This window comes from Actinacidiphila glaucinigra, assembly GCF_900188405.1.
In the GTDB taxonomy this organism is placed as follows: Bacteria; Actinomycetota; Actinomycetes; order Streptomycetales; family Streptomycetaceae; genus Actinacidiphila; species Actinacidiphila glaucinigra.
Genome location: NZ_FZOF01000001.1, coordinates 380,657 through 407,435, shown reverse-complemented (window position 1 = coordinate 407,435; position 26,779 = coordinate 380,657). Strand labels below are relative to the sequence as shown.

Genomic DNA, 26,779 nt, shown 5'->3' with positions numbered 1-26,779 from the left:
TCACCGTGCGTCACCGGAGCCGCGCGGATACGTACCCCTGCCGGATCGCCCACCGGAGCCGACCCGCCGCCGATTCATCCGGATGGACACGCACTTCGCCCGTACGCAGCACCGCCCGGCCGGGGCCCGCGGGGAGCGGGTCGCCGGCCGGGCGGTGACGGAACGTGTCGCTACCTGCGGACGAACACCGCCACGGTGCGGCCCGGCACGGTGAAGGTGCCGGACGCGGTGTCGTAGGAGGACCGCTTCACCACGGCGTCGGAGCCGGCCGCCTGCACCGGGTGGAGGGCGTAGCCCTTCCCGGCGAGGGCGCCGACCCGCTGGTCCTGGGCCTTCGGGCTCGCGTTGAAGACCACGACCAGCCGCCCGGCGCGCAGGGTGATCACGCCCGGGGTCTCGTCCTCGCCCGAGAGCGGGAAGGACAGCTGCTCCTGGACCTGGGCCGCCGTGGTCAGCCCGAAGGCCGGCTCGGTGGAGCGGATCCGCAGCAGGTCCCGGTAGGCGGCCGAGGCCGCGGTGATCTCGGCGCAGCCGACCCGGAGCGTGTCCGCGGTCAGCAGCGGCCTGGCGAAGGACCACTTGGACTCGTTGTCCGCCCTGGGCGGCAGGCCGCGGCCGAAGCCGTTGCCCGCCGAGCAGTCCCAGTGGACGGCGTTGAACCAGTCGCCGGAGTCGTACGAGTTGCGGTCCAGGGACTTGGAGCGCAGCAGGTCCGAGCCCGCCTGGTAGAGCGCCGGCCCCTGGGAGAGGGCGGGGACGGCCTCGGCGAGGACCTGCATGCGCGCCCGGTCGGCGGGCGAGGTGCCCTTCGGCAGCTTGAAGGCGAGCGCGTCGAACAGGGACTCGTTGTCGTGTGCGTCGGCGTAGGCGAGGGCGTCGCCGGGGGCGTCCGCGTATCCGGCGGGCGAGCCGTTGTAGTCGACCTCGGCGCCGGTGACCTCCTTGCCGCCGCTGTCGGTGAAGGAGAAGGACTTCAGGTTGCCGGTGAGGCCGACCTTGATGAGGTCCTGGTAGTGCAGCAGGCGGGCCCGCTGCTCGGCCTCGCTGCCGTTGGCGGCGGAGCCGTTGGGCTCGTTGAACAGGCCGGAGGCGAAGCCCTGGACACCGGGGTCGGAGTCGAAGGGGCCGCCGCCGCGGACCGCGTCGCGGGCGCGGTCGGAGAAGGTGGCGACGCCGGTGCCGGCCATGTTCTTCTGGGTGGCCTGTTCAAAGCGGGCGTCGTCGGCGACCTCGCCGAAGTTCCAGCCCTCGCCGTAGAGGATGATCTTCTTTCCGTCGACGCCGTCCTTCGCCGGGGTCAGCGCGTCCAGCGCCTCGCGGACGGCGAGGATGTTCGCCTTCGGGTGGTGGCCCATCAGGTCGAAGCGGAAGCCGTCGACCTTGTACTCCCTGGCCCAGGTGACGATCGAGTCGACGACCAGCTTGCCCATCATCGCGTTCTCGGTCGCGGTGTTGGAGCAGCAGGTGGAGTCGGCGACGGTCCCGTCGTCCAGCAGGCGCTGGTAGTAGCCGGGCACGATCCGGTCGAGGACGGACTTGTCGTCCTGGCCGCTCGCCGCGGTGTGGTTGTAGACCACGTCCATGACGACGCGCAGGCCGGCCTTGTTGAGGCCCTGCACCATCTGCCGGAACTCGACGGTGCGCCGGGTGCCGTCCGGGTCGGTGGCGTAGGAGCCCTCGGGGACGGTGTAGTGGAAGGGGTCGTAGCCCCAGTTGTAGGCGTCCTTGGCGGCGACCGCGGCCACGCACTCCTGCTGCCTGTCGGAGTCGGCCGGGTAGGCGCCGAGGTCGCAGTCGACCGTGGCCTGGTCGGCGCTCTTCTCGGCGACGGTGGCGAAGTCGAAGGCCGGCAGCAGGTGGACGTAGGAGACCCCGGACTTCGCGAGCGCCCTCAGGTGCGTCATGCCCGCGGAGCCGGTGTCGGTGAAGGCGGTGTATCTGCCCTTGTCCTTGGCGGGCACGGTGGTGTCGGCCACCGAGAAGTCCCGGATGTGGAGTTCCTGGATCTGGGCGTTGTTCAGGCCCACCGCCTTGGGCTTGGCCAGTCCTGACCAGCCGCCCGGTGCGAGCTTCGCGTCGTCTAGGTCGACCACCAGGCTCTGCTTCGAGTCGGCGGTCAGGGCGACCGAGTAGGGGTCGGTGACCTTGTTGGTGACGACCTTCTGCACGCCGGGTGCCCACACCGTGACCACGTAGCGGTACGGCTTGCCGGTCCAGCTCCGCTCGCCGGTCACGCTCCAGACGCCGGTGGCGTCGTCGCGCCGCATCGGGACGGTGCGCCCGTCCAGGTCCAGGGCGACGGACTGCGCCGTCGGGGCCCACACCGACAGGGTGGGCCTGCCGTGGGTGAAGACCGGGCCCAGGGCCGCCTTGGTCGCCCTGGCCGCGTACAGGTCGTCGAGGACGCCCTGGATCTGGACGCCGGTGGCGGAAAGCAGCGCTCCGTTGGCAAGGTGCTGGGTCGCGATGACCTGCCCGGTGAGGGCGGTGCGGACGCGGTCGCGGTCGCGCGGGTCGATCGTGAAGGCCGCGTAGTCCTTCAGGTGCGGGAAGCGGGCCTTCTGGGCGTCGGTGAGGCCGCCCGTGACGCGCTGCAGGCGCAGCCAGTGGCCCTCGCCGGTCAGAGCGCCGTCCTTGATCGCCAGGCCGCCGTCCGGGGCGTAGACCAGCTGGTAACTCGCGGCGGTGTCGCCGGTCTTCCAGGCGACGGTGCCGGCGTCGATCCACTGGGCCTTGGCCGAGGAGAGGTCGAGGTCCGCGGAGGAGCCCGCGGTGGCGGGCAGCAGATATTTCTCGGTGCCGTTCAGCAGCCACACCTCGTGTCCGCTGGCGGTGAGGTCGAGCGACTGGTCGGCGGGCAGGTCCTTGGTGTCGCCCTTGTGGAGGATGTAGCTGAGCGACGTGGCGCCCGCGGCGAGCGGCACCTCGAAGACCGCGCCGTAGGCGTCGGTACGCACCGGCTGCAGCGGGGCGGTCCAGTCGGTGGGGTTCGCGGCGCCGGTCCAGGTGTGCAGGCCCCAGCCGCCGTAATCCCCATCGGCACGGTGGTAGTGCAGGACGGCCTTGGAGGTGTCCTGCCCCGGTTCGGTCCCCGAGGGTGCCTGGGTGGCGACGGCCTCCTTGCCCTGCTCCACCCAGATCTCACCGTTCTTGGTGACGTCGATGAACCGGTCGGCGGCGACGTCCTTGTTGCCGTCCTTGTCGATGACGAGGTAACCGACGCTTGAGGCGCCTGGCTTGAGCTTCACATAGGCGAAGGCGCCGTAGGCGTCGCGGCCGATGAAGTCGTGGCCGGCGGGCCAGGTGGTGCCCTCGCCGTCGGCGATGTCGCCCCAGGCGTACAGGCGCCAGTCGGTGTAGTTGTTGTCCGCCCGCTTGTAGTGGACGACGGCGTAGTCGCGGCTGCTCGCCACCGGGGTCTCCGGCACGGCCGGGGCGCCGCTGGTGGTCCGGGCGGTGGCGCTCGCGGTGCGGCCTGCGGAATCGATCACGACGGCCTTGTACCGCAGCGCGGTGCCGGGCGTCACGTCGTCGGCGACCGTCTGGGTGACCCGGTACGGCGCGTGGTCCGCGGAGCCGAGGACCTTCCACGGCCCGTTGCCGGTCTGCGCGGCGAAGACGACCCGGTTCAGCTGCCCGCCGTCGACGTCGGCGGAGAGCTCGACGGTGCCGGTGGCGCCCGCGGCGGGAGCCTTCAGGGTCAGCGCGGGCCGCGTGGCGGGGGCGCCGAGCGGCCTGCCCGCCTTGTAGACCACGGCGGACAGCGCCGGGACGGTCACGCCGATCCTCCGGTCGGCGCCGCTGGTCACGGAGCCCTCGGTGCCGTACAGGGCGGTGAAGGGGGTGTTCGCGGAGCCGGTGGGGATGTCGGCGGTCCGCGCCCCGGTGGCGTTGTTGACGGCGACGACGTACTCGGTGCGGGTCTTGGCGTCGGTGCGCGAGAAGGCGTAGATCCCGGCGCCGTCGGTGACGTGGCGCTCGGTCTGGACGCCGTCGGCGAGCGCCGGATGGGCCTTGCGGAGCGCGGAGAGCTTCGCGATCGCCCGGTAGAGGGGGGCGCCGGTGTCGTAGGCGTCGCTCGCGTGGGTGCGGTCGGTGCCCAGCTGGTCGTCGTCGAGGTAGTCGGCGACCTCGGAGGCGAACAGCGTCTGGCGGGCGTCCTTGTCGCCGCCGGCGCCGGTGAAGCCCTGCTCGTCGCCGTAGTAGACGACCGGGTTGCCGCGGGAGAGGAACATCAGCTCGTTGGCGAGCCGGTCCCGGCGCACGAGTTCGGCGTCGTCGGCCTCCGGATTGTCCTGCCGCAGGAAGGTGCCGATGCGGCCCATGTCGTGGTTGCCGAGGAAGGTGACCTGCTCGTACGCGTTGGCCTTGTCGGTCGTGTACTTGTAGTCGTCGCCGAAGACCGAGGCGAGCCTGCCCGCGGAGCCGCCCTGGGAGGCGTACTGGCGGGCCGCGTCCTGGAAGGGGAAGTCGAGCGTCGAGTCGAGGCGGCCCTGGGTGACGTAGGGGGAGGTGATGGAGGTGTCGGCGGAGTAGACCTCGCCGAACATGAAGAAGTCCTCGCGGCCGTGCTCGGCGGCGTAGGCGTCGAGGGCCGTGGCCCACTGGGTCCAGAACGGCAGGTCGACGTGTTTGACGGTGTCGATGCGGAAGCCGTCGACGGCGAAGTCGCGGACCCACTTCCGATAGATCTCCTCCATGCCCTTCACGACCTCGGGACGCTCGGTCCACAGGTCGTCCAGGCCGGAGAAGTCGCCCTGCTCGGAGCTCTCGCCGGCGAAGGTGGAGTCGCCCCGGTTGTGGTATATCGTCGGGTCGTTGAGCCAGGCCGGGACCTTGTTCCCCGCGGTGACGACGGGGGTGCGCGGGAAGGAGTCGCGGTCGACGGCGGGGAAGCCCTTTCCGCCCTTCGCGTAGTCGGCGTCGTCGAAGGGCACGCCGTCCTTCGTCAGATAGGGGAAGGCGCCCTTGGAGAGGTAGCCGTAGGACTTCTCGTCGTAGTCGACGACGTCGGCGGTGTGGTTGGTGATGACGTCGAAGAAGACCTTCAGGCCCTTGGCGTGGGCCTTGGATATCAGGGCCTTGAGGTCGGCGTTGGTGCCGAAGTGCGGGTCGACCTGGGTGAAGTCGGTGATCCAGTAGCCGTGGTAGCCGGCCGAGGCTCCCCCAGAGGCTTCGCCCTGGGAGGTACCCCCATCACCCGTCCCCTGTACGGGCCGGTTCTTGAAGATCGGCGCCATCCATATCGCGGTGGTGCCGAGGCCCTTGATGTAGTCGAGCCGGTCGGTGAGCCCCTTGAGGTCGCCGCCCTGGTAGAAGCCCTTGTCGGCGGGGTCGTAGCCGGTGCTGAGCCGGGTGCCGGTCAGGCCGCCCCTGTCGTTGGACCGGTCGCCGTTGGCGAAACGATCCGGCAGTACGAAGTAGAACTGCTCCCGCGTGAGGTCGTGACGTGCCGCCTGGGCGGCGAGCGCCGCATCGGAGGGCGGCGGGGGCGGGGCGGCCGCCTGGGCGGCGGGCACCGAGGCGGGGACGGCGAAGGCGGCGGCGAGGGCCGCCACCGCGACGGCTGCGGCTCCGCGTCTGCGCGCGCGTGGGCGCGTGGACGCGGGCAGCCCGGTGTGCTGGGCCACGGGGTGTTCTCCTTGCGGAATCCGTGTGCGGACGGTTGTACCTCTGGGAGCCCACGCGCCATGAGCCGTGGCCCGGCAGCGGTGCCGGACCGGTGACCGGGACCGTACTCCTTGCGAAGGGCTTACAGCAAGATGTCGCAAGGATTTCCAACGGACCCGCTCAGGCGGCGGCGCACACTCCATGACGCACCGTCAGCTGCGGTCCCGCGACCGCGGATCACCGAACACTATGAACGCAATGGCCACGGCTCTGGACCCCCGCCACCGCGTCCCGAAACATCGGGGCCCCCGCGCGACGACGCGCCGGGCGACCATGGGAGGACCAGACCATGTTCACCGGGCATTCCCCACAACGCACCGGTTCCGGAACCGCACGACGCCGCATCGCCCTGGCGGCCGGGGGCATCGCCGCCCTCCTCGCCACCGGGCTCGCCGGCCCCCCGCCCGCGGCGGCCGCCGGGACGGCGCCCGCCCCCACCGACTGCCCGGCCGAGGTGGCGGCGCAGACCACCTGCTACCGGGGCCAGGACGCGAACGGCGCCCACTACGCGATGGCGGTACCGCGCGACTGGAACGGCTCCCTGGTCGTCCACGCGCACGGCGGCCCCGACCTCGGCGACACCTCCGACCCGGAACGGAGCGTCGGAGACCTGGCGCGCTGGTCGGTCATGGTCAAGGAGGGCTACGCGTGGGCGGGTTCCTCCTACCGCCGCGGCGGCTACGGCACGCGGATGGCGGCCGAGGACACCGAGAACGTGCGGCGGCTGTTCGTGCAGCGCTTCGGCACGCCGCGCCGGACCTTCGTCCACGGCCAGTCCTGGGGCGGCGACGTGGCGGCAAAGGTCGCCGAGATCTACGCGGCCGGTCACCGATCGCCGTACGACGGCGCACTGCTGACCAGCGGCGTCCTGGGCGGGGGCTCGCGCGGCTACGACTACCGGGTGGACCTGCGCGTGGTCTACCAGTACTACTGCGGCAACCACCCCAGGCCCACCGAGCCCCAGTACCCGCTGTGGATGGGGCTGCGCGCCGACTCCACGATGACGGCCACCGGACTGCGCGCCCGCCTGCAGGAGTGCACCGGCTACTCCTCGCCCCCGCAGGAGCGCACCGCCCTGCAGCAGCGCAACCTCGACGACATCCTGGCCGTGACGAGGCTTCCCGAGCGGACGCTGGAGTCGCACCTGCGGTTCGCGACCTTCACCTTCCGCGACATCGTGCACAACCGGCTGGGCGGCCGTAACCCGTTCGGCAACACCACCGTCCGCTACACCGGTTCGCACGACGACGCGGCCCTCAACGCCGGCGTGGAGCGCTTCGCCGCCGACCCGGCGGCCCGGCGGGACCTGTCCTACGACAGCGACGTCACCGGCGCCGTGTCGATCCCCGTGCTCACCGTCCACGCCATCGACGACCCGACCGCCTTCGTCGAGCACGAGGCGGCCTACCGGGCCTCCCTGGAGGGCGCCCACCGCGAGAGGCTGCTGGTGCAGAACTTCACGCGGGAGAGCGAGCACAGCGAGCTGAGCTCCTCCGAGTACGCCGCCGCGATGCGGTCACTGGCGACCTGGGTGCGGACCGGCCACAGGCCCACGCCCCGCTCGGTGGCGGCCTCCTGCCCGGAGTTCGACGCCGTCTACGGCACCGGGTGCTTCTTCGAGCCGGGCTACGTCCCGCACCCCTACGACTCCCGCGTCTACCCGCGGCCGGGGGCGCGGCACTGGCCGGCGCTGTCCGCCGCCCAGGAGCGCGCGTGGAGCCGCCTGGACGGTGTGGGCATCGCGCCCTGAGCGGCCCGCGGCCGAGGGCCATGTGGCCTCCCACCTGCGGTCACGCCCTTGCGCAAGGCCCCTGCAGAATCTTGCAGAAAGTTTCTGCAGGGGCCTTCCGTCGCGGCCGGAGCGGCTGTTACGTTCCTCTTCAGCCCGGTTCGGCCGGCCGGGGGTCCGCCCCTGACGGCGGGTCCCACGCGCCCGGCCGGCCGGACCGGTCGCCACCGAAACGGGGGCGGGCCCAGGACCGACGAAGCCACCCCGCTGCGCCCCGCCCGGGGCAGGTCCAGGGCCCGCCTCGGCATCCGCACGCGGAACGCGCGATGCCCGGCGGGCCCCGCCGTCGGGAAGGCCGTCAGGAACGCCGGCCGGCGCCGGGCGCCTGGCCCGTGGAACCGCGCACGACCAGTTCCGTCTGGAAGACGAACTCCGAGCGCTGCACCGGGTTGCCGCCGATCTCCTCCAGCAGGGCGTTCACCGCGGCCGCGCCCATCGCCTCGACCGGCTGGCGGACCGTGGTCAGCGGCGGGTCGGTGAAGGCGATCAGCGGCGAGTCGTCGTAGCCGACGACCGAGACGTCCCCCGGGACCGTCAGCCCGCGCTCCCGCACCGCGCGCACCGCGCCCAGCGCCATCAGGTCGCTGCCGCAGACGATGCCCGTGCAGCCCCGGTCCAGCAGCGCCCCGGCGGCGGCGTGGCCGCCCTCCACGGAGAAGAGGGTGTGCCGGACGTACTCCGCGGCCTGCTCCTCGTCGAGCCCGAGCAGGCTGCCCAGCGCCTCGACGAAGCCCTCGACCTTGCGGTGCACGGGCACGAAGCGGTTGGGGCCGACGGCCAGGCCGATGCGCTGGTGGCCGAGCTCCACCAGGTGCTGGACGGCGATACGCGCCGAGGCGCGCTCGTCCGGCGAGATGTACGGCCCGGCGATCGCCGGGTTGAAGCCGTTGACCAGCACGTAGGGCACGCCCTGGCCGAGCAGGCGGGCGTAGCGCTCGGGGTCGGCGGTGACGTCGGCGTGCAGCCCTGACAGGAAGACGATGCCGCGCACCCCGCGCTCCACGAGCGCCTCCACCAGTTCGTCCTCGGTGGAGCCGCCGGGGTGCTGGGTGCACAGCACCGCGGTGTAGCCGTAGCCGGTCAGGTTCTGCTCGATGACCTGGGCGAAGGCGGGGAAGATCGGGTTGTTGAGCTCGGGGGTGATCAGCCCGATCTGGCCGGCGCTGCGCTGGCGCAGCCGCACCGGACGCTCGTAGCCGAGCACGTCCAGCGCGGCCAGCACCTTCTGCCGGGTGGCGGGGGCGACCCCCGCCTTCCCGTTCAGCACGCGGCTGGCGGTGGCCTCGCTGACCCCCGCCTGGGCCGCGATGTCGGCGAGTCGAGCTGTGGTGTTCACACCTACAGACCCTATGCGACCGCGACGCACGTCAAACGGCCCACCAGACGGTCGTGTCGGCCGGGACGACGACCCCGTCCGCCGTGACCTCCACCGGAGAGCTGGCCAGCAGGAGCTCGCCCGGTACGGGCAGTGTCACCGGCGCGGCCGTGGTGTTGACGGTGCACGCGAAGCCTGGCCGGCGGAAGGACAGCACGCCCCGCGGGGCGTCCTGCCACCGGACCGACTCGCCCGCGCCGAGGCCGTCCCGCTCGCGGCGCAGCCGCAGGGCGGAGCGGTACAGCTCCAGGGTGGAGGCCGGGTCGCCGGTCTGCGCGGCGACGCTGAGCCGCGCCCACCCCTCGGGCTGCGGCAGCCAGCTGCCGCCGCTGCCGAAGCCGTAGCTCGCGCCCTCGGCAGTCCACGGGATCGGCACGCGGCAGCCGTCGCGGAAGCCGTCCTGGCCCGCGGCGCGGAAGAACGCCGGGTCCTGACGGGCCTCGTCGGGCAGGTCGGTCACCTCGGGCAGGCCCAGTTCCTCGCCCTGGTAGACGTACGCCGAGCCGGGCAGCGCCAGCATCAGCAGCGAGGCGGCGCGGGCGCGGCGCAGGTCGTGGCTCTTCCCGTCGGAGGACAGCCGGGTGGCGTGGCGGACGACGTCGTGGTTGGACAGCACCCAGGTGGTGGGCGCGGCGACCGGGCGCATGGCGTCGAGCGAGCGGTCGATGACCTCGCGCAGCTCGGCGGCGTCCCACTTCGTGCCGAGGTACTGGAAGTTGAAGGCCTGGTGCAGTTCGTCGGGGCGGACGTAGTTGGCGGTGCGCTCGACGGTGGGCGTCCAGGCCTCGGCGACGGCGATGCGCTCGCCGTCATATTCGTCGAGGATGCGCCGCCACGAGCGGTAGATCTCGTGGACGCCGTCCTGGTCGAAGAAGGGCAGGACATCGTTGCCAAGGAGCTTGAGCTGCTCGTGGGCGCCGATGTCGGGCAGGCCGTCGGCCTTGACCAGGCCGTGCGCGACGTCGATGCGGAAGCCGTCGACGCCCATGTCCAGCCAGAAGCGCAGGATCGAGCGGAACTCGTCCTGCACGGCCGGGTGCTCCCAGTTGAAGTCCGGCTGCTCCGGGGCGAACAGGTGCAGGTACCACTCCTCCCCCTTGCCGTCCCGGCCGGTCGCGCGCGTCCAGGCGGGGCCGCCGAAGACGGACTCCCAGTCGTTGGGGGGCAGTTCGCCGTCCTCGCCCTTGCCGGGGCGGAAGTGGTAGCGCGCCCGCAGCGGGGAGCCGGGGCCCTCGCGCAGCGCCTGCTTGAACCACTCGTGCTGGTCGGAGGAGTGGTTGGGGACGAGGTCGACGATGATCCGCAGACCCAGCCGGTGGGCGTCGCGGATCAGGCCGTCCGCGTCGTGGAGGGTGCCGAACATCGGGTCGATGGCCCGGTAGTCGGCGACGTCGTAACCGGCGTCGGCCTGCGGGGAGGCGTAGAAGGGGCTCAGCCAGACGGCGTCGACGCCGAGGTCGCGCAGATACGGCAGGCGCTCGCGGATGCCGGGGATGTCGCCCATGCCGTCGCCGTTCCCGTCGGCGAAGCTGCGGGGGTACACCTGGTAGATGACCGCGTCTCTCCACCAGTCCGTGGTGGCCACGGGCCGGTCGGAGGTGTGGGGGTGACGGGTGGAGTCCGCCAGGTACTGGGTCATGGTGATCCCTTGGAGGATGGAAGGCTCGGTGCGGCGATGGGGCTGGGGCGGGGCACCCGGCCGGTCGGGCCGGGCGCCCCGGGGGATGCGGGTGGTACGGGTCAGGACTTGGCCGCGCCGGCGGTGAGGCCGGTGACCAGGTGCTTCTGCACGAGGTAGAAGACGACGCTGACGGGGATGGCGATCAGGACCGCGGTGGCGGCCATCAGGTTCCACTGCGCGTCGTGCTCGCTGACGAAGCTGCTCAGGCCGACGGCGAGGGTGTACTTGCCGTCGTCGAGCATGAAGGTGGTCGCGAAGGCGACCTCGCCCCAGGCGGTGAGGCAGGTGTAGAAGGCGGCGACCGCGAGTCCCGGCCGGGCCAGCGGCAGCACGAGCCGCCAGAAGGTGCCGAAGGGGCTGAGTCCGTCGACCCGGCCCGCCTCGTCGATCTCGAACGGGATGGTGTCGAAGTAGCCCTTGAGCATCCAGGCGCAGTAGGGCACGGCCGTGCTGCAGTAGACGAGGATCAGGCCGCCGTAGGTGTCGATCAGGCCCAGGTCCGAGAGGATCACGTACATCGGGACCATGAGCACGGCGACCGGGAACATCTGGGTGACCAGCAGCGCCCACATGAACTTCTTGTAGCCCGGGAAGCGCATCCGGGAGACCGCGTAGCCGGTGGTGGCGGCGATCAGCACACCGATGACGCAGGTGGCGCCCGCGATGATGGCGGTGTTGCCCATCCAGGTGAAGAAGCTGGTGTGCTCCAGGACGAAGGAGTAGTTGGCGAAGCCCGCCTTGTCCAGGATCCGGCCCGGGTGCAGGTAGTCGTCCTTGTCCGGGCCGAGGGACAGGAAGATCAGCCACGCGATGGGGAACAGCGCGATGAGGCTGGCGGTGATCAGCACGCCGTGCGACAGCACCGAGGCGGTGCGGCTGCGCTGCCCGCGGCCGCGGATCCGCTTCGGGCGCGGCGGCGCCGGGGGGTCGAGCGGGTCGCCGCCGAGGCCGGGGCCGGGGACCGTCGTCTTGGTGGTGGTACTCATGCTGCGATCCCCTCAGCCGGCGAGCTGCTCGTTGCGAGCGAGCCAGCGGCGGTAGAAGGCGGTGAAGACGACCAGGACGGACAGCAGCAGGACGCCGTAGGCGGCGGACTGCGCGTAGTCGCGCGGCTGCTGGCCGAAGCCGAGGTAGTACGCCCAGGTCACGAGGATCTGCGCGTCGGGGGCCCCGCTGCCGAACAGCAGGTAGATGATGGCGAACTGGTTGAACGTCCAGATGATGCCGAGCAGGACGACGGTGCTGCTGACCGAGCGCAGCCCGGGCAGGGTGACGTTGCGGAAGCGCTGCCAGGCGTTGGCGCCGTCCATCTCCGCGGCCTCGTACAGCTCCGAGGGGATCGACTGCAGGCCGCCGAGCAGGGAGACCATCATGAAGGGGACGCCGACCCAGGTGTTGACGCCGATCGCGGCGATCTGCTGGAAGGTGCTGTCCTCCAGCCACTGCGGCTGCGGCAGATGGAGCGCGCCGAGGAATGAGTTCACGACTCCGGAGTCGCTGAGCATGATCCGCCAGGAGAAGACGGTGACGAAGGTCGGCACCGCCCAGGGCAGGATCAGCATCATGCGGTAGAAGGTGCGGCCGCGCAGCTTCTGGTTGAGCAGCAGGGCCAGGCCCATGCCCACGCCGTAGTGGAGGGTCACACAGACCGCGGTCCAGATCACCGTCCAGATGAAGTGGGACCAGAAGCGGTCGTACGCCGTCGGGCCCCACAGGATGTCGGCGTAGTTGTGGAGGCCGATGAACTCGTAGGTGGCGTCGATGTGGTTGACGCCGATGGTGCGGGCCGAGTTCAGGCTGTTGGCGTCGGTGAGCGTGAGGTAGAAGCCCTGGGCCAGCGGATAGCCCACCAGCACGCCGAGCACGACGACCACCGGGGCGATCATCGCGTACGCGTACCAGTACTTCTGGTAGGAGCGCTTGAGGCGCTTGATCGGACCGGGGCGCGGCCCGCGGGAACCGCGGGACGTGGACACCGTGCCCTGGGCGGCGACTGTCATCGTTGGCCCTCTTCTACGGGGGTTTCTTACCGGGTGGAACAGCCGGTGGCCGCCAGCCCCGCCCGGTGAGGGGCAGGGCCGGCGGCCGCGGGGATCACTTGCTGTAGTCGGGCAGCAGCTTGGCCATCGCGGTGGCCGCGCTGTCCAGGCCCTTGTCCAGCGGCTCCTTGCCGCCGGCGACCTTGGTCAGCTCCTCGCCGAACGGGCCCCACAGGGAGCCGTACTCCGGCAGCTCCGGCCGCGGCTGGGCGACGGACAGGACCGACTGGAAGCCCTTGACGCCCGGGTCGGCGGTGACCTCGGCGGTGTAGGCGTCCGAGCGGGTCGGCAGGGTGGAGTTCTTGAGGGCGATCTGCGTCTGGCTCTTCGCCGAGGTCATGAACTTCACGAACTGGATCGCGGCGTCCTGGTGGGCCTTGTCCGAGCCCGCGTAGACCGAGAGGTTGTGGCCACCGGTGGGGGCGCCGGCCGCGCCGGAGGAGCCGGCCGGGACGGGGGCGATGCCGAGGTTGTTCTTGTCGGCGAACGCGGAGCCCTTGTAGAAGTTGGTGATCTCCCAGGGACCCTGGATGATCGCGGCGACCTTGCCGTTGACGAAGGCGTCCTGGATGTGCGCGTAGGAGTCGGCGGTGGTGTCGGCCTTGTGCAGGCCGGCGCCGGAGAACATGCCCTGCCAGGTCTTCAGGCCCTTGGCGGCGGCCTCGCCGTTGATGGTGATCTTCTTGGCGGCGGTGTCCACCATGTCGGTGCCCTCGCCGTACAGGAAGGGCTGGGCGTAGTACGAGGCGGTGTTCAGCCAGAAGCCGTCGACGCCGGCCTTCTTCTTGATCGTCCCCGCGGCGGCCTTCAGCTCGTCCCAGGTCTTGGGGGCCTCGGCGATGCCGGCCTCCTGGAACAGCTTCTTGTTGTAGACCAGGGCCAGGGTGTCCGTGGTGAACGGCACACCGTAGGTCTTGCCCTCGTACTGGGCCTGCTTCAGCAGGGAGGCCTGGAACTTGTCCTGGTCGGCGAGGGCGTCGGTGCCATCCAGCGCGACGAAGTAGCTCTTCTTGGCGAAGGCGGGCGTCCAGCCGACCTCGGAGCGGAGCACGTCCGGAGCGCCCTTGCTGCCCGCGGCGGTGTCGAACTTGTTCTGCGCCGCGTCGAAGGGGACGTTGACGTACTTGACCTTGATCTTCGGGTTCGCCTTCTCGAACTCCGCGACCAGGGCCTCGTAGGTCGGCGCCTCGTTCGTCGCGTTCGAGGTGTCCCACCAGGTGATGGTGACGGGACCGCCGGCCTTGTCACTGCCGCTGTCGCCGCCGCAAGCCGTCGCCGCGAGCCCGAGCGCCGCAACCAGCGCGGTGGCCGCTATGCCACGCCGCATGTGATCTCCTCCAGGATGAAAGCCCGTGATGGTGCGGGGCGCGTCACCGCGTCCCCCCTGCCGACTGCGCCTTTGCGGCGGCCGGGCTGTCGAGGAACGTAACAGGGAAGAAAGCCCGACGAAAGACCTTGCTGCAAAGACTTGCAAGATCTTCCGATCGTTACATCTGCGTGTCCTCACAGTTGCAGACGGGAGACGCACCGTGGGACGCTCACCGTCCTGGAAGCCGTTACGAGATCTTCCGCAAATTCCTGAAAGGCATTGCCGATCACGCGGCGGATCGGAATCATCGGCAGGGACCGGCGCCGACTCACGAGGGACCGACATGACCCAAGAGCTCGCCCCCGTCATCCACGACGCGACCGACGAGACCCCGGCCGCCCCCGAGGGGCGCGCTCCCGGCTGGTGGCGCAGCGCCGTCATCTACCAGGTGTACGTACGCTCCTTCGCCGACGGCGACGGCGACGGCGTGGGCGACCTGCCCGGCATCCGGGCCCGGCTGCCCTACCTGGCGGAACTGGGCGCCGACGCCGTATGGCTGACCCCCTTCTACGCCTCCCCCCAGGCGGACGGCGGCTACGACGTGGCCGACTACCGCAGCGTCGACCCCCTCTTCGGCTCCCTCGCGGACGCCGACGCGCTCATCCGCACCGCCCACGAGCTGGGCCTGCGGGTGATCGTCGACATCGTCCCGAACCACACCTCCGACCGGCACGCGTGGTTCCGGGCGGCGCTCACGGACCGGCGCGGGGGGCCGGCCCGTGAGCGCTACCACTTCCGCCCCGGCAAGGGCGAACACGGGGAACTGCCGCCCAACGACTGGGAGTCGGTCTTCGGCGGCCCCGCCTGGACCCGGGTCGCGGACGGCGACTGGTACCTCCACCTCTTCGCGCCCGAGCAGCCCGACCTCGACTGGGAGCACCCGGAGGTCCGCGAGGAGTTCGACGCCGTCCTCCGCTTCTGGCTGGACCTGGGCGTCGACGGCTTCCGCATCGACGTCGCGCACGGCATGGTCAAGGCGGCCGGCCTGCCCGACATCGGCCGCAAGGAGCAGGTCAAGATGATCGGCTCCCAGACACTCCCCTTCTTCGACCAGGACGGGGTCCACGAGATCCACCGCGCCTGGCGCCGGCTGCTCGACTCCTACTCCCCCGGTCCCCGGCCGGAGGCACTGCCGGCCGAGCGCATCGGCGTCGCCGAGGCCTGGGCGCCGAACGCCGGGCGCATGGCGCTGTACGTCCGCCCCGACGAGATGCACCAGGCCTTCAACTTCCACTTCCTGCAGTGCCCGTGGGAGGCCGGGGCGATGCGCACGGTGATCGAGGAGTCCCTCGCCGCCACCGTCTCCGTCGGCGCCCCCACCACCTGGGTGCTCTCCAACCACGACGTGGTCCGGCACGTCACCCGCTACGGCGACGGCCCGGCCGGGCTGCGCCGGGCCCGCGCCGCGGCCCTGCTGATGCTCGCGCTGCCCGGTTCGGTCTACGTCTACCAGGGCGAGGAACTGGGCCTGCCCGAGGTCACCGACCTGCCCGACGAGGTCCGCCAGGACCCCTCCTTCTTCCGGGACAACGGCCAGGACGGGCTGCGCGACGGCTGCCGGGTGCCCATCCCGTGGACCACCGAGGGCCCCAGCCACGGCTTCGGCCCGGCCGCCGGCTGGCTGCCGCAGCCCGCGGACTGGGCCGGGCTCAGCGTCCAGGCGCAGACCGGCGACCCCGACTCCACGCTGGAGCTGTACCGCTCGGCGCTGCGGCTGCGCCGTGAGCTGCCCGGGCTCGGCGACGGGCCGATGCGCTGGCTGGACGCCCCGGAGGGGGTGCTCGCGTTCTCCCGGCCCGGCCTGGTGTGCACCGTCAACACCCTTTCGGCGCCGGTCCAACTCCCCGTTCCGGGGCGTCCGGTGCTCTCCTCCGGGCCCGTCGCGTTCACCGGCGGATCCGTCCGTCTTCCGGCCGATTCATGCATCTGGTGGGCGATCTGAGATGCGACCGGTACAGTCCAATCCTGTGACCGCAAGGCTTGCCGACATCGCAGCCCAGGCGGGGGTGAGCGAAGCGACCGTCAGCCGTGTCCTCAACGGCAAGCCAGGTGTCTCCGCCGCCACCCGCCAGTCCGTGCTGGCCGCCCTCGACCTGCTGGGGTACGAACGGCCCGTGCGGCTGCGGCAGCGCAGCGCGGGCCTGGTCGGGCTCATCACGCCCGAGCTGGAGAACCCTATCTTCCCCGCGTTCGCCCAGGTCATCGGGCAGGCCCTGACGCGGCAGGGATACACCCCGGTGCTGGCCACCCAGACGCCGGGCGGCTCGACCGAGGACGAGCTCGTCGAGATGCTCGTCGAGCGCGGCGTCGCCGGGATCATCTTCGTCTCCGGGCTGCACGCCGACTCCACCGCCGACACGGCCCGCTACGACCGGCTCCACGGCCAGAGCGTGCCGTTCGTCCTGATCAACGGCTTCTCCGCCAGGATCAAGGCACCGTTCGTCTCGCCCGACGACCGCGGTGCCATGCGTCTGGCCGTCACCCACCTGGCCGCGCTCGGACACGAGCGGATCGGCCTCGCGGTCGGTCCCAAGCGGTTCGTCCCCGTGCAGCGCAAGATCGAGGGCTTCCTGCGCAGCATGGAGGAGGTGCTCGGGATAGCCGCCGACGAGGCGTCCGAACGTATCCAGCACTCGCTGTTCACCCTGGAGGGTGGTCAGGCGGCCGCCGCCGGTCTGCTCGACGCGGGCTGCACGGCCGTGGTGTGCGCCTCGGACATGATGGCGCTGGGCGCCGTCCGCGCGGCCCGGCAGCTGGGGCTGTCCGTCCCCGGGGACGTCTCCGTCGTCGGCTTCGACGACTCCCCGTTGATCGCCTTCACCGATCCGCCGCTCACCACCATCCGGCAGCCTGTCACGGCCATGGGCCAGGCCGCCGTGCGCGCGCTGCTGGAGGAGATCGGCGGTACCCCGGCCCCGCACAGCGAGTTCGTCTTCCTGCCCGAACTGGTCGTCCGCGGTTCGACGGCATCAGGCCCCCAGGCGGGGGCAGCCGTACCCGTACAGCAGTCGGCCGGGAGGCGTACACGGGATGCACGGAATCCCACCGGGGGTTGATCGGACGGCACCGGACCGCATGGCAGACTATCGCCCCATGGGGGAATCGACCGCGAAGATCATGGCCCACCGCAGTGGCGGCGTACCACCGCGCTCCATCGATTCCCGTGACGCCGATGGAGCGACGACGGGCAACGGACTGCTGGCACCACGCCGTCCCCGGCTGTGGTTCGAGATCCTGCTGATCGCCGTCAGCTACTGGATCTACTCACTGGTGCGCAACGCCGTACCGGAGCAGCAGGACGACGCCATGCGGAACGCGAGCCACGTCTGGGACCTCGAGCAGTCCCTCGGGCTCGCCTTCGAGCACGCGGTCAATCATGCCGTGAACTCCGTAACGTGGCTCATCGTCGGGATGAACTATTACTACGCGACGCTCCACTTCATCGTCACCCTGGCGGTGCTCGTGTGGCTCTTCCGCAGGCACCCCGGGCGTTACGCGCCGACCCGCCTGATCCTGTTCGTGACGACCGGCATCGCGCTGCTGGGCTACTACTTCTTCCCCCTCGCGCCGCCCCGGCTGATGGAGGGCGGCGGGTTCATCGACACCGTGAAGATCCACCACACCTGGGGATCGATGGCGTCGGGCGACCTGGCGCACGTCTCCAACCAGTACGCGGCCATGCCCTCGATGCACATCGGCTGGTCGCTGTGGTGCGGCATCACCGTCGCCATGCTCGCGCGGCGGGCCTGGGTGCGGGTGCTGGGCGTGCTCTACCCGGTCGTCACCCTGCTCGTCATCGTCTCCACCGCCAACCACTTCTGGCTGGACGCCGCCGGCGGCACCCTCTGCCTCGGCGTCGGCTTCGCCGCCTCCTGGGCCGTCTACGGGGGCCTCGCCTACCGGTTGCCGCGCCAGGTCCGCGTCGCCACGGCCTGACCGGGCGGCGGGCGCCGGCCGGGTGACGGCCTAGTCCGTGCCGTAGAAGAGGCGCTCCACCACCGCGCGGGCCCGCCGCGTGGCCCGGCGGTACTCCTCGACCATGTCGCCCACGTGGCCGGGCTCGTAGCCGAGGTACCGCCCCACCGCGGCGAGTTCCTTGCCGTCGCCGGGGAAGGTGTCGCCGGCGCGGGCCCGGACGAGCATGACGGCGTTGCGCATCCGGCTCGCCAGGATCCAGGCGGCGTCCAGCACCTCGGCGTCCTCGGCGGCGACGAGTCCCGCCGCCTCGGCCGCCGCGAGCGCCGGCCGGGTGCGGGTGGTCCGCAGCCCGGGGAACTCCGCGCCGTGCCGGAGCTGCAGCAGCTGCACCGTCCACTCCACGTCGCTGAGCCCGCCCCGCCCCAGCTTGGCGTGGGTCGTCGGGTCCGCGCCGCGCGGCAGCCGCTCGGACTCCATGCGGGCCTTGAGCCGGCGGATCTCGCGGACCGCCTCCTCCGGCAGCCCGTCGGCCGGATAGCGCAGCGGGTCGACGAGGCCGATGAAGCGGGCGCCCAGGTCCTCGTCGCCCGCGACCGGTTCGGCACGGAGCAGGGCGTGGCTCTCCCAGACCAGCGACCAGCGCCGGTAGTAGGCGGCGTACGAGCCGAGCGTGCGCACCAGCGGTCCGCTCTTGCCCTCGGGACGCAGGTCGGCGTCGATCAGCAGCGGCGGGTCGGTGGTGGGGATCTGCAGCAGCCGGCGCAGCTCGTTGGCGACCTTGAGCGCGGCGCGGGCGGCCAGGTGCTCGTCGACGCCCTCATAGGGCTCGTGGACGAACAGGACGTCCGCGTCGGAGCCGTAGCCCAGTTCGCGCCCGCCGAAGCGGCCCATCCCGATGACGGAGAACCGGGTCGGCAGGGGCTCGCCCTCGGCCGTCTCGACGGCGTTGACCGCGGCCTGCAGGGCCCCGGTGACGGCGGCGGCGTTGAGGTCGGTGAGGGCGGCGCCGATCGCGTCCGGGTCGTCGCGGTGGACTCCGACCAGGTCCGCGGCCGCGGTGCGGAACAGCTCGCGGCGGCGCACTCCGCGTACCGCGGCGACCGCCTGCTCGGCGGAGTCCGCGCGGTGGACCGCGGCCAGGACCTCCTGGTCCAGGGCTCCGCGCGTGCGCGGCTGGAGCCCCTCGTCGTCGGCGAGCAGGGCGACCGCCTCGGGGGCCCGCATCAGCAGGTCGGGGGCGAGCCGCCCGGAGGAGAGCACCCGCGCGAGGTTGACGGCGGCGGCGCCCTCGTCCCTCAGCAGCCGCAGATACCAGGGAGTACGGCCCAGGGCGTCGCTGACCTTGCGGAAGTTCAGCAGGCCCGCGTCGGGGTCCGCGGAGTCGGCGAACCAGCCGAGCAGCACCGGAAGCAGGGTCCGCTGGATGGCGGCCTTGCGGCTGACCCCCGAGGCCAGCGCCTCCAGGTGGCGCAGGGCGGCGGCCGGGTCGACGTAGCCGAGCGCCTCCAGGCGCTGCTTGGCCGCGTCCGTGGACAGGCCCACCTCTCCGGGGGCGAGCTGGGCGACCGCGTCGAGCAGCGGCCGGTAGAAGAGCTTCTCGTGGAGGCGGCGCACCTCCCGGGCGTGCCGCCGCCATTCGCGCTGCAGCTCCGTCACCGGGTCCGCGCGGAAGCCCAGGGAACGGCCGAGCCGCCGCAGGTCGGCGACGTCCTCCGGCACCAGGTGGGTGCGGCGCAGCTTGTGGAGCTGGATGCGGTGCTCCATCGTCCGCAGGAAGCGGTACGAGGTGTCGAGCGCCGCCGCGTCCGCACGCCCCACGTAACCGCCGGCGGCGAGCTGGGACAGCGCGGTCAGGGTGGTGCCGCTGCGCAGCGACGGGTCGGTGCGGCCGTGCACCAGCTGGAGCAGCTGCACCGCGAACTCCACGTCCCGCAGGCCGCCGGGGCCGAGCTTCAGCTCGCGGTCGAGGTGCGCCACCGGGATGTTCTCCACGACCCGGCGCCGCATCTCCTGCACGTCCTGGACGAAGTGGTCCCGCTCGGCGGCCTGCCACACCATGGGCGACAGCGCCTCGACGTACTCCCGGCCCAGCGCCGGGTCGCCGGCGACCGGGCGGGCCTTGAGCAGCGCCTGGAACTCCCAGGTCTTGGCCCAGCGCTTGTAGTAGGCCAGATGGCTGGAAAGGGTGCGCACCAGGGGGCCGCGCCGGCCCTCGGGGCGCAGGTTGGCGTCGACCTGCCAGATGCTGCCCTCGACGGTGGTGTCGGAGCAGATCCGCATCATGCGCGAGGCCAACCGGGTGGCGGCCTGCAGCGCCTTCGCCTCGTCGGCGTCGGGGCGGGCCTCGGCCACGAAGATGACGTCGACGTCGGAGATGTAGTTGAGCTCGTGGCCGCCGCACTTGCCCATGCCGATCACCGCCAGCCGGCACAGCGCGACGTCGGCCGGCGCCTCCGCCTCGGCCATGGCCAGGGCGGCGCGCAGCGTCGCGGTGGCGAGGTCGGCGAGTTCCGCGGCGGTCTGCACCAGGTCGCTGGTGCCGCACACGTCGCGGGCGGCGATGCCCAGCATGCAGCGCCGGTAGGCCACGCGCAGCGACTCGGGGTCGTCGGCCCCGGCCAGTCCCCGCTCGAACTCCGTGGTCCCCGGGTGCAGGTCGGCGTGCTCGTAGGTGACCAGGGCGTGCCAGTCGCGCGGATGCCGGGTCAGGTGGTCGGCGAGCGCGGCGGAGGCGCCCAGCACCCCGAGCAGCCGGTCGCGCAGCGGCTTGGCCGTGGTGAGGGTGTCGAGGAGGGTGCGCCGCTCCCCGGGGTCGAGGGCCTCGGCGAGCCGTACGAGGGAGGCGAGCGCCTGATCGGGGTCGGCGGTGGCGCCCAGCGCGTCGAGCAGGACCGGGTCGCTGCGCACCGGGGCGAGCTGCTCGCCGCCCAGCAGCGCCTCGGCGGCCACGGCGTCGCTGAAGCCGTGCCGCAGCAGCCGCCCGAATCTGGTGTCCCGTCGCCCTTCCAGCACGCCGCCTGCCTTTCCCGGTGCTCCCGGCTGGGCTGATCCGCCCTAGAGAGAGTATCCGCCCGGCCCCGGCTCTGTTACCTGGCGTTATGCCCGTTTTCGCGGTGATCGTCCAGCGGTGTGAGCGCGCTCCGGCCCTTCTGGTATAAAGCGCTTGCTGTTTCTGAGGTTTAAAAAATCAACCAATGGTTCCCACGGCTACCCAGGGGTGGGACGGGGCGGGGAAGAGAACATGCGGCGAATACGTCTGCGCGGGCGTGCCTGGCTCGCGATCGGGGCGGTCGTACTCGGAGGGGCCGGCGTCATCACCGCCGCGTCCGTGGCCAGCGGCCCGGAGGGGACCGCCTCGTCGGCGGCCTCGAAGGGGCCGGTCAAGACCCAGGTGGACGCTCTGGCACTGAAGGGCACCGGCGGAGAGCGGGAGCTGCCCCAGCAGCGCACGGATGCGTTCGGCACGCTCGGCGTGACCTGGGACGATCCGAAGGAGGAGCTGGACGGCACGGTCCAGCTGCGGGTCCGGACACAGAAGACCGGCAAGTGGTCCGACTGGTTCGGCATCGAGACGCACAACGATGACGCGCCGGACGCCGGCGCCGAGAGCGCGGGACGCGGTGGCACCCCTCCGCTGTGGGTGGGCTGGTCCGACGGCGTGCAGGCCCGCGTCCGCTCCGACAAGGGCGCGGCCGGCCTCCCGAAGGGGATGAAGCTCACCCTGGTCGGCGAGAGCGACAAGAAGAGCAGCGTCGACGTGGCGATGGCGCCCGCCGCCTTCGCCGTCGACGCCGAGGACACCGCGTCGCCGTCCGCGGATCCCACGGTGACGGCGTCGCCGTCCGAGACGACCGAACCGGCCACGACCGAGCCGTCGACCACCGAGCCGAGCGCGACGGAGAGCTCAGCCCCGGCCAGCAGCGCCCCGGCGAGCAGCAGCCCGCCCGCGACGAGCTCCCCGACGGCGTCCGCGTCCACGCCGCCCACCTCGACCGTGCCCCAGCCTCACATCCTCACCCGCAAGGAATGGGGTGCAGACGAGAGCATCCGCGAGCAGACGGAGCCGGACTACGCGCCCAACGGGGTGCAGGTGGTCTTCGTGCACCACGCGGCGACGTACGACCCCTATACCCACAGCGGCGACTACAGCTGCGCCGACTCGCCGAGCATCATTCGCGGCATCTACACGTACCACGTCACCAAGGAGGACGACCCCTACCGCGACATCGGCTACAACTTCCTCGTCGACAAGTGCGGCACGATCTTCGAGGGCCGTTACGGCGGTGTGGACCGCCCCGTCGTCGGTGCTCAGACCTACGGTTACAACACGGGATCGGCCGGCATCGCGGTCCTCGGCTACTACCAGACCGACGACACGGTCACCAAGGCCACGCCGATAACCTCGCAGATGCTGGGCTCGGTCTCCGCCCTCGCCACCTGGAAGCTGGGCCTCAAGAAGATCGACCCCAACCCCGGCACCAAAAGCCAGACCGTCAACGGCAAGGCGTTCTACCCCATCTCGGGTCACCGCGACGGATTCGCGACCGAGTGCCCCGGCCAGAACCTGTACGACAAGCTGGGCACGATCCGCACGTACGCCTCCGCCGTCGCCGCGCCGAAGCTGAGCAGCGTCAAGGGCGCCACGCTCTCCGGGACCTCGTACTACACCAAGGGCACGGCGACGGTCTCGTGGACGGAGAGCACCCCGACCGCCGTCATCAAGCGGTTCGAGGTGCTCGTGGACGGCAAGGTCGCGGCCACCGCCAAGGCCACCGCCACCTCCGCGCCGATCACGGTCGCCGCGGGCCGGCACACCGTGACCGTGCGGGCGGTGCACATGAGCAACAAGACGGCGACGTCGGCGAGTTCGTACAGCGTGGTCGGCGACACGACCAAGCCGACGTTCACCACGGCCCCCTCCGTGAAGATCCGCAACGCCACGGTGTCCAGCACCTCCGTGCCGGTCTCCGTGACCTGGAAGGCCGCCGACACCGGCGCCCTCAAGAGCGTCGCGGCGACCGCCCCCAGCACGGCCACCTTCGGCCCGACCACCACCTCGTGGAGCACCACGGGCAAGGTGAACACCGCGGTCACGTACGGCCTGAAGGCCACCGACGCGGCCGGGAACTACACCACCGCCTCGGTGAGCCGCACGGCGGCGATCCTGCAGGAGACCTCGGCGACGAAGTCCGGTACCTGGTCGACGAAGAGCAGCACCAGCTACCTCGGCGGGAAGTCCTACACCTCGTCCTCGAAGAACGCCAGCCTGACCTGGACGTTCACCGGCCGCTCGGTCGGCTGGGTGGTCTCCCGGGCCTCGACCTCCGGCCAGGCGTACGTCTACGTCGACGGGGTCAAGACGGCGACGGTGGACCTCAAGACCTCCACCACCGCCTACCGGCAGACGATCTGGTCCAAGTCCTGGAGCACCAGCGCCAAGCACACGCTGAAGATCGTCGTGGTCGGCACCTCCGGCCGGCCGGCGATCACCACGGACGGCATCACGTACGTCAAGTGATGTCCTGACAGCAAGGGCCCGGGGAGCGCGAATTCGCGCTCCCCGGGCCCTTTTACCTGTGCTTGACCTCAAGATCCAGAACGTACGCACCGTTCCCCCGACCTTCATTTCCGCGGCGCTTCGGACGTCCACGGCCCCCTCCTAACCTGGCGCGGCGCCACTCCCCTCCCCCACTTTCCGGAGGTCCGCCGTGTCCGGCTGGTCCCTGCCCCGTCCCCGTCGCTCCGTCACCGCCCTCGCTTCCGTCCTCGGCGTCGCCGCCGCCTCCCTCGGCCTGTGGGCCGGGCTCGGCGGCTCCGAGACCGCCCACGCGGCCGGCAGCGTGCCGAACCCCGACCACGTGGTCGTGGTGATGTTCGAGAACCACGCCTACAACCAGGTCATCGGCAGCTCCAGCGCCCCCTACATCAACAACACGCTCAAGGCCGGCGGCGCCAACCTGACGCAGTCGTACGGCGTCACGCACCCGAGCCAGCCCAACTACCTGCAGATCTTCTCCGGTGGCAACCAGGGCGTCACCGACGACGGCTGCTACACCCCCGGCTTCAGCTCCAAGCCCAACCTCGCCTCCGAGCTGATCGCCGCGGGCAAGAGCTGGGCCAGCTACAACGAGACGCTGCCGAGCCAGGGTTCGACCACCTGCAGCAGCGGCACCTACGCCCGCAAGCACAACCCGTGGTTCGCCTTCAGCAACGTCCCGACCTCGACGGCGAAGACCTTCGCGCAGTTCCCGACCGACTTCACCACCCTGCCCAAGGTCTCCTTCGTCACGCCGAACCTGTGCAGCGACATGCACGACTGCTCGGTCTCCACCGGTGACACCTGGCTGAAGAACAAGCTGGGCGCCTACGCGACCTGGGCGAAGACCCACAACAGCCTGCTCGTCGTCACCTTCGACGAGGACAACCGGCTGAGCGGCAACAAGATCGCGACCGTGCTGTACGGCCAGCCGGTCAAGGCCGGTTCGTCGTCCGCGACGACCTACAACCACTACAACGTGCTCCGCACGCTGGAGGACCTGGCGGGTCTGAGCACGCACGCGGGCAACGCCGCCTCCGCCTCGGACATCACCGGTATCTGGGCGAGCTGAGGCCGGTGTACGTCGCGGACAGCCGCGGCGGAGCCGGCACCGAGGTCCGGGACGCGTCGCGTCCCGGGCCCCGGGCCACCGCCGTCGCCCCCACCGTCCTCGTCCTGGGCACCGTCAGCCTGATCACCGACGTCTCGTCGGAGATGGTCACCGCGGTGCTCCCCCTCTACCTCGTCGCCGGGCTCGGGCTCTCCCCGCTCGGCTTCGGCCTGCTCGACGGCGTCTACAACGGCTTCAGCGCGCTGGTGCGGCTGGTCGGCGGCCATCTCGCCGACCGGGGCGGCGGCCGGCACAAGGCCGTGGCGGCCGTCGGCTACGGGCTGTCGGCGGTGTGCAAGCCCGCGCTGCTCCTGGTCCACAGCCTGCCCCTGATCGGTGCCGTCCTCGCGGTCGACCGGACCGGCAAGGGGCTGCGCACCGCACCGCGGGACGCGCTGATCTCGCTCTCCTCGGCGCCGGAGACGCGCGGGCGGGCCTTCGGCGTGCACCGCGCCATGGACACCGCCGGAGCGCTGCTGGGACCGCTGGTCGCGTTCCTCATCCTGCGGCAGGCCGCCGAGGGGTACGACGCCGTCTTCACGGTGAGCTCCTGCGTGGCCGCCCTGGGCGTGCTGGTGCTGCTGCTCTTCGTGCCGGGCGGCCGCGGCGGGGTTCCCGCCCCCGCCTCCGGCGTTCCCGCGTCCGCGGACCCGCCCAGGCCGACGCTGCGGGCCTCCCTGGCGCTGCTGCGCCGCCGGGACGTGCGGAGGCTGACGGTCTGCGCGACGCTGCTGGGCCTGTCGACGGTCAGCGACTCCTTCGTCTACCTGCTGCTCCAGCACCGTCTCGGCGTCCCCGACCGCTGGTTCGCGCTGCTCCCCCTGGGCACCGCGGCGGCCTTCCTGCTGCTCGCGATGCCGCTGGGGCGGCTGGCCGACCGCATGGGCCGCTGGCGGATGTTCCTGGCGGGGCACGTCGCCCTGCTCGCCGCGTACGGGCTGCTGCTCGCGCACGGCCCGGCGTACGCCGTCCTGCTGCTGCACGGCGCCTTCTACGCCGCCACGGACGGGGTGCTGATGGCCGCCGCGTCCACCGCCGTACCCGACGAGCTGCGCGGCGCCGGGCTCGCCCTCGTCCAGACCGGGCAGGCCACGGCCCGCTTCGCCGCCTCCCTGGCCTTCGGCGCGGCCTGGACGGCCTGGGGCGACCGCACGGCCCTGACCACCGCCGCGCTGGCGCTGACGGTGTGCGCGGTCTGCGCCGTGTACCTGCGTCCCGCGCCGAGCAAGTGACCCCCGAGGAAAGGCCCCCCATGAACACCCGCAGCCGTCTGTTCGTGCTGCTCGCCGCCGTGGCGGCGCTGGCCGCGGTCGCCGCCGTGTCCGTGCTGCGCGCCGCCGACCGCGCGGCGGAGAAGGACCGCCCGCAGGCGGGCGGCCCCGCGGTCACGGCGGGGGCGGTGACGCTGGCGCCGGACGCGCCCCGCATGGTGTTCCGCAACATGGCGTGGGGCCCGCACCGGGACGAGCTCGCCACCGTGCCGGCCGGCAGCCCCGAGGCGGCGCGCACCGCCTCCGACGTCAGGTGCCTGCGCTTCTACGCCGCCGCGGGCACCGGCATCTGCCTGCAGTCGGTCAAGGGCGCCGTCCAGGACACCTACCGCGCCGTCGTGCTGGACGCCCGGCTGCGCGAACTGCGCCACTTCCCCCTCGCGGGCATCCCCACCCGGGCCCGGGTATCGCCCAGCGGGCGCATGGTCGCCTGGACGGTGTTCGTCGGGGGCGACTCGTACGCGGGCACGAACTTCTCCACCCGTACCTCCGTCCTCGACACCCGAACGTGGGCCCTCGTGGCGAACCTGGAGGACTTCCGGATCACCCGGGAGGGCCGGCCCTACCACGCCGCCGACGTCAACTTCTGGGGCGTGACCTTCTCCGACGACACCCACTTCTACGCCACCCTGGGCACCGGCGGCCGCACCTATCTCGTCCGCGGCGACGTCGCGGCCCGCTCCGTCCGGACGCTGCGCAGCAACGTCGAGTGCCCCTCGCTCTCACCCGACGGCACCCGGCTGGTCTTCAAGAAGCGCGTCGAGGGCCTCTCCCCCGACGCGCCCTGGCGGCTGTACGTCCTGGACCTGGCCACCATGCGCGAGACCCCGCTCGCCGAGCGGCGCAGCGTCGACGACCAGGTCGTCTGGCGCGACGACCACACGGTCGTCTACGCCCTCGCCGGCGACTTCGGCGCGGACCTGTGGACGGTGCCCGCCGACGGCACCGGCTCGGCCCGCCGCATGATGACGGCGGCACTGGCTCCCGCCTACCTCGGGTAGGCCCCGGCCGGGACCCCGG

At 71.8% G+C, this 26,779-nt stretch carries 15 protein-coding genes; 8 read left to right on the top strand and 7 right to left on the bottom strand.

All coding sequences use genetic code 11. The features are described from left to right. Nucleotides 1-170: 170 nt before the first annotated feature. Entirely contained in the window at nucleotides 171-5,630 is a 5,460-nt protein-coding gene (pulA, locus tag CHF15_RS01845; RefSeq protein ID WP_179279615.1) for a pullulanase-type alpha-1,6-glucosidase, read from the bottom strand. A gap of 329 nt (nucleotides 5,631-5,959) precedes the next feature. Between pulA and CHF15_RS01840 the strand changes: the two genes are divergently transcribed. Continuing rightward, the gene (locus CHF15_RS01840) at nucleotides 5,960-7,420 is read left to right on the top strand and encodes a hypothetical protein (RefSeq protein WP_089221791.1); all 1,461 of its coding nucleotides are present in this window, start codon (nucleotides 5,960-5,962) and stop codon (nucleotides 7,418-7,420) included. Between the two features lie 337 nt (nucleotides 7,421-7,757). On the opposite strand, the gene CHF15_RS01835 is transcribed toward CHF15_RS01840, so the two are convergent. The 5 genes from CHF15_RS01835 to CHF15_RS01815 all read right to left on the bottom strand — a co-directional run bounded on the left by CHF15_RS01835 (nucleotide 7,758) and on the right by CHF15_RS01815 (nucleotide 13,881). Next, the gene (locus CHF15_RS01835) at nucleotides 7,758-8,795 is read right to left on the bottom strand and encodes a LacI family DNA-binding transcriptional regulator (protein ID WP_089221790.1); all 1,038 of its coding nucleotides are present in this window, start codon (nucleotides 8,793-8,795) and stop codon (nucleotides 7,758-7,760) included. A gap of 31 nt (nucleotides 8,796-8,826) precedes the next feature. Then, entirely contained in the window at nucleotides 8,827-10,473 is a 1,647-nt protein-coding gene (locus CHF15_RS01830) for a glycoside hydrolase family 13 protein (protein ID WP_179279614.1), read from the bottom strand. A 101-nt stretch (nucleotides 10,474-10,574) separates the two neighbouring features. Then, nucleotides 10,575-11,501, bottom strand: a complete 927-nt coding sequence (locus CHF15_RS01825) for a sugar ABC transporter permease (RefSeq protein WP_089221789.1) — start codon at nucleotides 11,499-11,501, stop codon at nucleotides 10,575-10,577. A 12-nt stretch (nucleotides 11,502-11,513) separates the two neighbouring features. Beyond that, nucleotides 11,514-12,515, bottom strand: coding sequence for a carbohydrate ABC transporter permease (locus CHF15_RS01820; protein ID WP_089221788.1), 1,002 nt, complete (start codon nucleotides 12,513-12,515; stop codon nucleotides 11,514-11,516). A gap of 94 nt (nucleotides 12,516-12,609) precedes the next feature. Continuing rightward, complete coding sequence (locus tag CHF15_RS01815; RefSeq protein WP_089221787.1) at nucleotides 12,610-13,881, bottom strand: extracellular solute-binding protein; 1,272 nt, start codon at nucleotides 13,879-13,881, stop codon at nucleotides 12,610-12,612. A 325-nt stretch (nucleotides 13,882-14,206) separates the two neighbouring features. Between CHF15_RS01815 and CHF15_RS01810 the strand changes: the two genes are divergently transcribed. From CHF15_RS01810 to CHF15_RS01800, 3 genes are read left to right on the top strand one after another with little or no spacing between them, the layout of a single operon-like run. Continuing rightward, nucleotides 14,207-15,865, top strand: a complete 1,659-nt coding sequence (locus tag CHF15_RS01810; RefSeq protein ID WP_089221786.1) for a glycoside hydrolase family 13 protein — start codon at nucleotides 14,207-14,209, stop codon at nucleotides 15,863-15,865. 25 nt (nucleotides 15,866-15,890) lie between these two features. Beyond that, complete coding sequence (locus tag CHF15_RS01805) at nucleotides 15,891-16,979, top strand: LacI family DNA-binding transcriptional regulator (RefSeq protein WP_089221785.1); 1,089 nt, start codon at nucleotides 15,891-15,893, stop codon at nucleotides 16,977-16,979. 37 nt (nucleotides 16,980-17,016) lie between these two features. After that, entirely contained in the window at nucleotides 17,017-17,859 is an 843-nt protein-coding gene (locus CHF15_RS01800) for a phosphatase PAP2 family protein (protein WP_089221784.1), read from the top strand. A 30-nt stretch (nucleotides 17,860-17,889) separates the two neighbouring features. Here CHF15_RS01800 and CHF15_RS01795 read toward each other — a convergent pair whose 3' ends face one another. Further along, complete coding sequence (locus CHF15_RS01795; RefSeq protein ID WP_089221783.1) at nucleotides 17,890-20,853, bottom strand: bifunctional [glutamine synthetase] adenylyltransferase/[glutamine synthetase]-adenylyl-L-tyrosine phosphorylase; 2,964 nt, start codon at nucleotides 20,851-20,853, stop codon at nucleotides 17,890-17,892. 229 nt (nucleotides 20,854-21,082) lie between these two features. On the opposite strand from CHF15_RS01795, the gene CHF15_RS01790 reads away from it, so the two are divergent. The 4 genes from CHF15_RS01790 to CHF15_RS01775 all read left to right on the top strand — a co-directional run bounded on the left by CHF15_RS01790 (nucleotide 21,083) and on the right by CHF15_RS01775 (nucleotide 26,760). Further along, entirely contained in the window at nucleotides 21,083-23,359 is a 2,277-nt protein-coding gene (locus tag CHF15_RS01790; RefSeq protein WP_089221782.1) for an N-acetylmuramoyl-L-alanine amidase, read from the top strand. Nucleotides 23,360-23,549: 190 nt separating this feature from the next. Beyond that, nucleotides 23,550-24,449, top strand: a complete 900-nt coding sequence (locus CHF15_RS01785) for an alkaline phosphatase family protein (protein ID WP_089221781.1) — start codon at nucleotides 23,550-23,552, stop codon at nucleotides 24,447-24,449. A 5-nt stretch (nucleotides 24,450-24,454) separates the two neighbouring features. After that, nucleotides 24,455-25,720: an MFS transporter gene (locus CHF15_RS01780; RefSeq protein ID WP_089221780.1), complete on the top strand. Its 1,266-nt coding sequence runs from the start codon at nucleotides 24,455-24,457 to the stop codon at nucleotides 25,718-25,720. A 20-nt stretch (nucleotides 25,721-25,740) separates the two neighbouring features. After that, nucleotides 25,741-26,760: a TolB family protein gene (locus tag CHF15_RS01775; RefSeq protein WP_089221779.1), complete on the top strand. Its 1,020-nt coding sequence runs from the start codon at nucleotides 25,741-25,743 to the stop codon at nucleotides 26,758-26,760. Nucleotides 26,761-26,779: the final 19 nt, after the last annotated feature.